Source organism: Pseudoalteromonas sp. SR45-4 (assembly GCF_014163535.1).
Taxonomy (GTDB): Bacteria; Pseudomonadota; Gammaproteobacteria; order Enterobacterales; family Alteromonadaceae; genus Pseudoalteromonas; species Pseudoalteromonas nigrifaciens.
Map to the genome: position 1 here is coordinate 1 of NZ_JACJDO010000105.1, position 680 is coordinate 680.

General features: G+C 41.8%; 2 rRNA genes. Both read left to right on the plus strand.

Features of this window, described 5'->3' with window-relative positions:
* Nucleotides 1-225: 225 nt before the first annotated feature.
* Nucleotides 226-340, plus strand: a 5S ribosomal RNA gene (gene rrf / locus H5058_RS18145).
* Between the two features lie 66 nt (nt 341-406).
* Nucleotides 407-521: ribosomal RNA gene (rrf, locus tag H5058_RS18150) — 5S ribosomal RNA — on the plus strand.
* Nucleotides 522-680: the final 159 nt, after the last annotated feature.

The window sequence follows — 680 nt, forward strand, 5'->3', positions numbered from 1 at the left end:
ACCCGTGAGGCTTAACCATACAACGCCAAACGCGTTTTATGTGACAGTTCAAGCAAGAAGTTAATATGACTAAAGTAGATATTTACGCAAAGACTTAAAAAATATTATCAGATATTTTCCAAATTTTAGAGGTGACTCTTAGCGCGTAGCGTTAAGGTTGAGGCACCTTGCGCAAAGAAAATGGTAGCACTACGTGCTTGTCATTAATTCTTTGCACCATATTTGCTTGGTAACAATAGCGTTTTGGACCCACCTGACTCCATGCCGAACTCAGTAGTGAAACGAAACAGCGCCGATGATAGTGTAGCATTTGCTATGTGAAAGTAGGACATTGCCAGGCTCCAAATTTAGTCGAGAGACTTTAAATTGAATAAATTATAAAAATAAGAAAATTGAAACGAATTTTCTTGGTAACAATAGCGTTTTGGACCCACCTGACCCCATGCCGAACTCAGTAGTGAAACGAAACAGCGCCGATGATAGTGTAGCATTTGCTATGTGAAAGTAGGACATTGCCAGGATTTAAATTAAAGAAACCCGTTACAGCAATGTAACGGGTTTTTTGTTTGCCCAGCGAAGCTGGCAAACCCGATAGGCTGAAAGATGCCTTATCACCCTGACTAAGGGGAAGATAATCTGAATGGCAAGGGCGTCACTGGCCAACGGTGGGGTCTGAAGGA